The sequence below is a fragment of the uncultured Arthrobacter sp. genome (assembly GCF_902805515.1).
Lineage (GTDB): Bacteria > Actinomycetota > Actinomycetes > Actinomycetales > Micrococcaceae > Arthrobacter_D.
In genome coordinates this window covers 1-7,633 of the sequence record NZ_CADCTE010000141.1, presented here as the reverse complement: position 1 = coordinate 7,633, position 7,633 = coordinate 1, and the positions used below count along the sequence as shown (strand labels likewise).

Below are 7,633 nucleotides of genomic sequence, written 5' to 3'. Positions count from 1 at the left end.
GAGCAGACCTCGTCAGCTTCGGACGCGCCTTCATCGGCAACCCCGACCTGGTCGAGCGGCTCCGCCTCGGGCTCCCTCTCCGAGAGGCCGATCCGGACACGTACTACCAGGGCGGCGAGGTCGGATACCTGGACTACCCGGCTTACCAGCACTAGCAGGGCCTGGGCTCGGGGCGCACACCGCGCGTCGCCCCGGGCCCAGCCGGGTCGCACGCCCCGAACGGGCACGACTCGCCGCCGGTCCAGGCCTGGTCCGGCGCTTCGAGACGTAGGCGGCGACCACCCCGGGCAGGCGTGCGCGTCCGGGACCGAGCCCGTAGTTCCGCGGTCGAGCTGGCGAAAGAGCTGGTTCTTCACCGTCGCGCGGGTCGCCACGGGGCGGGGGCGATGCGCCGACCACCAGCACGCGGGTCGAGGGGCGGAGGCCACCGGCTGTCCGCAGCGCGATCGCCCTGCGGATCGGCCGGTGCCCGTCCGTTCCCATAGGGGTCGGACCAACTGAAACGCGGCGGGCTCGCAGTCGACTCAAGACAGAACTGGTCGCCCGCCAATCGGGTGCCGTGCCTCGGTACCTACGCACAAGGAGAAGAAGTGCCCATCACACTGAACAACCCAGAAGGACTGATGACGGTGGACGTCTACCGCCAGGTGGCGGTCGCCACCGGGTCGAAGCTCGTGTTCGTGGCCGGCCAGGTCAGCGTGGACGCCGATGGTGAGCTTGTCAGCGAGGGCGATCTCGCGGGGCAGGTCGAACAGTGCTACGTCAACGTCGGCACCGCACTGGCGGCGGTAGGTGGTTCCTTCGATGACGTGGCGAAGCTGACCGGCTACTTCGTTGGCTGGACCCCTGACAAGATGCCCTCGCTGATCGACGGGATCGCCCGTGCGTCGGCGAAGCTGGGCATGAATCCGCTGCCGCCGTTCACCCTGATCGGTGTTGCAGCCCTCGCCGGGCCGGGCTACCTCGTCGAGCTCGAAGCCACCGCCGTTCTCGACTGAGTGGTCCCTCGGGCAGGGAGGTAGGTGACCCAGCTGGGCCGCCCACCTCTCTGTCCGCCGCACCGATCACGGGCACGTGGACCACGGGCCGGTTCAAGGCTGTCCTACGTCCTGGCCGAGTATGCGGTCGTGCACGACGACGTGGGTGGCCGAAGGATCCAGTGGAGACGACCGGCCGGTTGAAGGCTCATGCGGACGGTGGCCGGGACCGCCTGTTCGCCGGCAACGGCTTGCGCACGCGAGGACGGGCGGCGCTCCGGAGGCGACGCAGGCCGCGGACCCGGGAGGCGACGTCCTCACTGTCGGCTGGATCGCCGCCGGCTCGCGCAGGGAAGTCAGGCTTCCCGTGGAGCGTGAGTCGCGACGTCCGCGTACTCAGGATGCTTGTCGATGAGGTTGCGCATGAAGGGGCAGGTCACCAGGACCGTCTTGTGCTCGCGCCGAAACCGTTCGAGCAGGGCGAGGCCGAGCCTCGTGCCCACTGCTCGACCCTGATGTTCCGGGCGGACGTTGGTGGCTCGGAGGATGACTCGATCGCCGGCGACCTCATAGGTGATCGCGCCCAGCTCCTCGCCATTCGCGACCGCGAGGTACGCACGCAGGTCTTCGTCCAGAACGATGTCGAACCCGATGTCATCGGACGACCCGGCGACGTGCTCGGCAGGCACTCCACACGCCTGGGCGTCGTCGCCGGCGGACTGAACCGGCTGAGAATCGGTGGCGTCAACCATGATCGCGACCTTCCGTCGGCGTGGTCGGGAAGGGTGCCGGCACATCGAATGTAGTGCACCGATGAGCGCGCTCGCGCCCGTCGTTCGCATTCGCCGGAGGCCAGTGTCGAACCAGTGACCGGTCTGCAGATCGATCAGGCGCCGGGCCGTCGGTCGGTCCCGGGCACGCCGGCGGTGGGCAGATCGGCGGTGGGCATGTCCGTGGTTGGCATGGCACCTTCGGCCCGCTTCAGGCGGGTCCAGATGTTCATGTTGACGATGACACCCACGATCTCGACCAGGACGTCCGCCTCGAAATGGGCGGCCAGCTCCTCGTGGACCTGCTGGAAGCCCCGCGAGACGGCCGGGTCGGCCAGCCTGGTCAGTGCTTCGGCGTAGGCCAGCGCGGCCCGTTCCGCGGAAGTGAAGAGCCGGGTCTCCCACCAGGCGGACACCGTGTCGATCCGCGTCTGGGAGATGCCCGCCGCACGGGCGGCGGGGTAGTGGACCCCGAGGCAGTACGTGCAGTCGTTGATCTGGGCCACCCGCAGCCTCAGCAGCTGCGCCAGCTCGTGATCGAGCTTCAGGGTCGAGGTGTATCCGAACGCGGCGGCCCCGGCGGACGCCAACGCTGTCAGCGGTTCGTTGACAGCGGTGTCGAGGCGGGTCTTCTGGATGCTGTCGGCGTCAATCGTCATGCTCGGGTCCACCCCTTCGGTCGACGCGGGTCCACTGTGCTGCACATCGTGCGGTGCTGCCGCCGCCTCAGCCCGCCTCGCCTCCGCTGGCCGGGATGGTGCCCTCGGTCCCGAGAGCACCATCCCGGACCAGGTCTGGGCGGATCGCCGCTATCCGCCGGTCAGAAAGAGGTCCAGTGCCCCTCGGACATGGATGCGGCCCCGGTTGAGCTCTCGGGCCGCCGATTCTTCATCGAGATCCAAGCCTGCGGCCGCTTGGGTGAGCGAGAAGCCTTCGACGTCGACCAGTTGGATGAGCTGACGTGTCTGGGCGGGCAACTGATCCATCGCCTGGTCGGCCGCCTCGTATAGCTCGCCGGTCTCGTAGTCCTCGTCCGGCGAGAGCTCGTCGGTGCGTCCCCAGACGTTGGGCGAGTCGACGTGCCTGCCGAGGTCGGGCCCTTCCTCGTAGAAGTCGGGGAAGTACAGCTCCGCAGGCTCCGAATCGACGTCGAGCAGGTCGGGGTCGGGCGCCGCTTCGGTGACGGTCGTGTTCGTCGCCCGGCTCGTGGACGCCGACTCCACCAGCCGGTGGGCCAGGTCGGTATACCCCAGCTGCTCCGGGCGGCGCTCCAGTCCGGCCAGGAGGGTCCGCTGCACCAGGTCGTCCGGGTCGTCGACCCCCAGAGTCATGGCCAGACGATGCAGGCGGGCCACGATGTCGGAGATGTCCGTCGTAGCCGAGGAGGACGCGAACTCCTCGGCGATCCGTCGGCTCACGTCCACGGGGGGCTCCGGAGGGGGCGCCGATGCCAGCAGACGCCGGCTCTGGTCCACCTGGTCGACGAAGATCCGGCACTGCGGGCAGGTCGTGAGGTGTTCGGACACGGTCTCGCGGTCGTACTCCGGCAGCAAGCCGCTCTGGAACGACGTCAGCTGGTCGGTGCAGGTTGCACAGGTGGGGTTCGTGTCTTGGCTAGTCGTCTCGGTGCTCAAGAGGTCCCTCTCTTTTCGGCTGGCGGCCTGGCGTGACCATGACGGAGCCACCGGCTCTGGCGTGCGGACTGATCCTGCGACCTCGTGACGGTGGGGTCCAGGCAGGCCGGCGCAGGCCGTGACGTCGCAGATGACGTCCTGGGTCGACCGTAGACGTTACGGACGAGACAGCCAGCGAGCTGCGCTCTGGCGAGAATCTGGTCGGTCGAGGTCGATGTCCTCGCTGGGAACCGTGGCGCGGACAGCGGACACGGGGGCGACTCCACGCCGGGAACCGCGGGGCAGGATGCCTCGGCGTCCGGCGCCCGACGCCCCTCATCGGATCACCTCAGCTCTCGGATGTAACGCCGGGACCGGCCGTCGCTCTCACCTCTGTCAGCGTGGACACCGCGAGGTCCTCAGAGGCTCCAACGGGCGAGCCCTGTCGGCGGCAGGAAGGTGTGAGGTGCTTCGGTGAAACAGGACTTCGGGATCGTCGGCCGGCCCGCGCCGGAACTGCGTGTGCCGGTATGGCTCAGCGGCGTCGAGAGCGGCGGCCTGCAGATCGCCGAGATCGAGCAGCCGGTCATCTACGTCTTCGGCTTCCAGTCCTGGTGCCCCGGCTGCCACAGCCACGGGTTCCCAGCTCTGCAGAAGACGCAGGAGAAGCTGAGGGCGAAGGGCTTGGACGGGCAGGTGAAGTTCATCGTCGTCCAGACCGCCTTCGAAGGGCACGACATCAACACCGCCGATGCGGCGCGAGAGTCGGTCGCGCGATACGGACTCACCGACATCGCGCTCGGCCACGACTCGGGCTCCTGGCCCACCCTGATGGCCGACTACCGAACCGGTGGGACGCCGTGGACGGTCATCATCGGACCGCGGCCGGCGCGGATCGTCGCAGCCGACGGCTTCAGCGTCGACCCGGATACCGCCGTCGTGACGATCGAACGACTGCTCGCAGGGTCTCCCGGCACTGCTCCCGACGCGACCGCCGGGACCGGGCCCGCCTGACGAACATCCACCGCGCCCAGGAAGAGCGCGAAGTGGGTGCCAGCCTGCGCCTCACGGCCCATGACGAGCGTGGGTTCTGGGAGGAGTGCGGTTACCACGATCACGGCGACCCAGGGCTCGAGCAGCAGTAACACCTGTGGCGAGCAGAAGGGGCGGGCGACCAGTTGGTCGCCCGCCCCTTCTCAGTTCAGTCGCCCCCGGTCAGGGCGTCCGGCCACGCGCCTCCCTGGTGGGCGGCGCGGGCCGCGCCGCCGACTATCCAGCGAGCTGTGCGTCGCGGCGGGGGAGCACCCAGCCGGGGCGCACGGAGTGGCAGGTGTACCCGTAGGGGTACTTCCGCAGGTAGTCCTGGTGCTGCTCCTCGGCCTGCCAGAACGGGCCGGCCGCGGCCACCTCGGTGACGACCTTGCCGGGCCACAGGCCCGACGCGTCGACGTCCGCGATCGTGTCGAGGGCGACGCGCTCCTGCTCCTCGTTGGTGAAGAAGATCGCCGAGCGGTAGCTGCGGCCCACGTCGTTGCCCTGCCGGTCCCGCGTCGACGGGTCGTGGATCTGGAAGAAGAACTCCAGCACCTCTCGGAACGAGATCACGTCGGGGTCGAAGACGAGCTCCACCGCCTCGGCGTGGTCACCGTGGTTCCGGTACGTGGCGTTCGGAGTGTCGCCTCCCGAGTAGCCGACACGGGTGGAGATCACTCCGGGGCGCTTCCGCAGCAGCTCCTGGGCTCCCCAGAAACAGCCGCTGGCGAGGATCGCGGTCTCAGTGGTCATGGTGTGCCTCCTTCTTCTCGAGCACGACCGTCACAACACCGTGACGTGCGCCGATGTTTCCGCGCCGAGCCCCGGTCGTCGTCGGTGCCACGGATCGGACTCTCTCGAAAAGGTGGCGCGGCCGATCAACGGAGGGACGCCGCCCTGGACAACCGATCCGCGTCGGGTGAGGCTGCGCGCCATGACGGAGCAGCGGTACTCCATCCCGGTCGACGAGCTCGAGTCCAGCGCCCGGGTCCCGGTCGGCGACCAGGTCGAGGTGCAGTCCCAACCGCGTCAGCACGGGGTCGACTGGTCGACCGGCGTCGCCCCGTACGGCGACGGGATGTCCGGCGACGCGGACGGCGACTGATTGGGGAAGGCCCTTCGTCACCGTCCCGGCGGCAAGGCCTTGTCGTCACGCTTGGTCCACCCGATCGCCGCCGTCACGACGAAGAACAGCGCGCCGACGACAGCGAGCCAGAACAGACCCTTGACCACGGCACCGACGACGGTGATCACCAGCCAGATGACGAGCAGCAGTCCGAGCAGACGGAGCATCAGGCTCTCCCTGGGGGTGTAGGCAGCGTTCCCAGCCTAAGGCCGCCAGCCGGGCCAGGGCAGGGGTGCTGTCCCGGCCGGCCGATCTCGGTTACCGGCAGGTACAGGCAGCGCTACTGCCCTGCGACCAGGAACTATAGGGGCATGGCCTACCGCGCAGCCGACGACCGCTACGACTCGATGACCTACCGCCGCACGGGGAAGAGCGGTCTGGACCTGCCGGCGATCAGCCTCGGCCTCTGGCACAACTTCGGCGACGACATGCCTTTCGACCGGCAGCGGGCGATCCTGCGCCGCGCCTTCGACCTGGGCGTCACGCACTTCGACCTGGCCAACAACTACGGCCCGCCCTACGGCTCGGCCGAGACCAATTTCGGCCGCCATCTGGCCGACGACCTCCGCCCCTACCGCGACGAGCTGGTCATCTCCACCAAGGCCGGCTACGACATGTGGCCCGGCCCCTATGGCCAGGGCGGCGGCGGCCGCAAGTACGTGCTGTCCAGCCTCGACCAGTCGCTGGGCCGCATGGGGCTGGACTACGTCGACATCTTCTACAGCCACCGCCCCGACCCGACCACGCCGCTCGAGGAGACCATGGGCGCGCTGGACACCGCGGTCCGGTCCGGCAAGGCGCTCTACGCCGGCATCTCCTCCTACTCGCCGAAGGACACGGCGGAGGCGGCGGCGATCCTCGCCGACCTCGGCACGCCGCTGCTCATCCACCAGCCGTCGTACTCGATGCTCAACCGCTGGGTCGAGACCGAGGGCCTGCTGGACACCCTCGAGCAGGTGGGCGCCGGCTGCATCGCGTTCTCGCCGCTGGCCCAGGGGATGCTCACGTCCAAGTACCTGGACGGCGTCCCGGAGGGGTCCCGCGCCAGCCAGGGCAAGTCGCTGTCGGCGGAGTTGCTGACCGACGAGGCGCTCGGCCACATCCGCACGCTGAACCAGATCGCCGAGAACCGCGGCCAGGGCCTGGCCCAGATGGCGCTGGCCTGGGCGCTGCGCGACCCGCGGATGACGACGGTCCTCATCGGGGCGAGCAGCGTCGGTCAGCTGGAGCAGAACGTCGCGGCGCTGGACAACCTGAGCTTCGACGACGACGAGCTCCGGGCCATCGACGAGCACGCCGTCGACAGCGGGATCGACCTCTGGGCGGCACCCCGCACCGCATGACCGCCGCGCGGTCGGCTCGCCGGAACCGGCCGGGATGGGCAGGCTGACTCCGACGACCGACGAGGGCGACGGACGGAGCAGGAGATGGCAGCACGGTACGAGTACAAGGTCGAGGAGATCCGCGAGGGCATGCTCGGGGGCAAGATGTCCGGCGACAAGCTGGAGAAGGTGCTCAACGAGCAGGCCCGGGACGGGTGGCAGCTCAAGGCGATCACCGCCGTCGAGGTGAAGGGCCGCGTCGGACCCGGTGGGGTGGACGGCGTGCTGGTCACCTTCGAGAGGCCCGTCGTGTGACGACCATCCCGCAGCTGAGCGACGAGGCCGCTGCCTCCTGGTTGGCCGAGCACCGGTCGGGCACCGCGCCGGAGGAGGCGTTGGCCTTCTTCGACGGACTCCCGACTGTTCCGGCCGCCGACATGCTCGGTCGGTGGCGGGGGAGCGGGCTGCCGACCGGGTCCCGGCTGGACGGGCTGCTCGAGGCCTACGGCTGGTACGGCAAGGAGTTCACCGGCCTGGAGTCGGTGCATCCGCTGCTTTTCCGTGGCCGTGGCTCGGGCCGTGGCGGCGAGCCGAGGCCGGTCGACCCGTCGTGGATCCCGCTCGGGCTGCTGCGCGACCATTCGGACCTGGCCCGGCTGTGGCCCGTCCGTACGGTCTTCGGCCGGCTGCGCCCGCTGCTGTCCACGAACAGGCCCGCGGCACGGCTGCGCACGGTCGAGCACCGCGGGGTCAGCACCGCCGCGATGATCTACGACGCGCTCCCGATCATCGA

11 protein-coding genes are annotated in these 7,633 nt (G+C 69.5%); 6 read left to right on the top strand and 5 right to left on the bottom strand.

The window, feature by feature from the left end:
* Nucleotides 1–590 precede the first annotated feature (590 nt).
* Nucleotides 591–998 carry a RidA family protein gene (locus QZX79_RS12570; protein WP_294568601.1) on the top strand — a complete coding sequence of 136 codons (408 nt, stop codon included), beginning with the start codon at nucleotides 591–593 and terminating at the stop codon, nucleotides 996–998.
* Between the two features lie 335 nt (nucleotides 999–1,333).
* Here QZX79_RS12570 and QZX79_RS12565 read toward each other — a convergent pair whose 3' ends face one another.
* The 3 genes from QZX79_RS12565 to QZX79_RS12555 form a co-directional block, all read right to left on the bottom strand.
* Nucleotides 1,334–1,729 (bottom strand): GNAT family N-acetyltransferase, encoded by a 396-nt coding sequence (locus QZX79_RS12565; RefSeq protein WP_294568600.1) that lies wholly within the window; start codon nucleotides 1,727–1,729, stop codon nucleotides 1,334–1,336.
* 134 nt (nucleotides 1,730–1,863) lie between these two features.
* Nucleotides 1,864–2,406 (bottom strand): carboxymuconolactone decarboxylase family protein, encoded by a 543-nt coding sequence (locus QZX79_RS12560; RefSeq protein ID WP_294568599.1) that lies wholly within the window; start codon nucleotides 2,404–2,406, stop codon nucleotides 1,864–1,866.
* Nucleotides 2,407–2,556: 150 nt separating this feature from the next.
* The gene (locus QZX79_RS12555) at nucleotides 2,557–3,381 is read right to left on the bottom strand and encodes a sigma factor-like helix-turn-helix DNA-binding protein (protein ID WP_294568598.1); all 825 of its coding nucleotides are present in this window, start codon (nucleotides 3,379–3,381) and stop codon (nucleotides 2,557–2,559) included.
* 453 nt (nucleotides 3,382–3,834) lie between these two features.
* Between QZX79_RS12555 and QZX79_RS12550 the strand changes: the two genes are divergently transcribed.
* A complete protein-coding gene (locus QZX79_RS12550) occupies nucleotides 3,835–4,374 on the top strand; it encodes a hypothetical protein (protein WP_294568597.1) in 540 nt (179 codons plus the stop codon).
* A 255-nt stretch (nucleotides 4,375–4,629) separates the two neighbouring features.
* Here QZX79_RS12550 and msrA read toward each other — a convergent pair whose 3' ends face one another.
* Complete coding sequence (msrA, locus tag QZX79_RS12545; RefSeq protein WP_294568596.1) at nucleotides 4,630–5,145, bottom strand: peptide-methionine (S)-S-oxide reductase MsrA; 516 nt, start codon at nucleotides 5,143–5,145, stop codon at nucleotides 4,630–4,632.
* Between the two features lie 181 nt (nucleotides 5,146–5,326).
* Here msrA and QZX79_RS12540 point away from each other — a divergent pair, with 181 nt between their 5' ends.
* Entirely contained in the window at nucleotides 5,327–5,497 is a 171-nt protein-coding gene (locus tag QZX79_RS12540) for a hypothetical protein (RefSeq protein ID WP_294568595.1), read from the top strand.
* A 17-nt stretch (nucleotides 5,498–5,514) separates the two neighbouring features.
* Here QZX79_RS12540 and QZX79_RS12535 read toward each other — a convergent pair whose 3' ends face one another.
* Nucleotides 5,515–5,685 (bottom strand): hypothetical protein, encoded by a 171-nt coding sequence (locus QZX79_RS12535; protein WP_294568594.1) that lies wholly within the window; start codon nucleotides 5,683–5,685, stop codon nucleotides 5,515–5,517.
* Nucleotides 5,686–5,829: 144 nt separating this feature from the next.
* Between QZX79_RS12535 and mgrA the strand changes: the two genes are divergently transcribed.
* The 3 genes from mgrA to QZX79_RS12520 all read left to right on the top strand — a co-directional run.
* Nucleotides 5,830–6,861, top strand: a complete 1,032-nt coding sequence (gene mgrA, locus QZX79_RS12530) for an L-glyceraldehyde 3-phosphate reductase (protein ID WP_294568593.1) — start codon at nucleotides 5,830–5,832, stop codon at nucleotides 6,859–6,861.
* 84 nt (nucleotides 6,862–6,945) lie between these two features.
* On the top strand, nucleotides 6,946–7,155 hold the full coding sequence (locus QZX79_RS12525) for a DUF4177 domain-containing protein (protein ID WP_294568592.1): 210 nt from the start codon (nucleotides 6,946–6,948) through the stop codon (nucleotides 7,153–7,155).
* On the top strand, nucleotides 7,152–7,633 hold a 482-nt coding region (locus tag QZX79_RS12520; protein ID WP_294568591.1), incomplete at its 3' end, for a GXWXG domain-containing protein. The genes QZX79_RS12525 and QZX79_RS12520, both read left to right, overlap by 4 nt.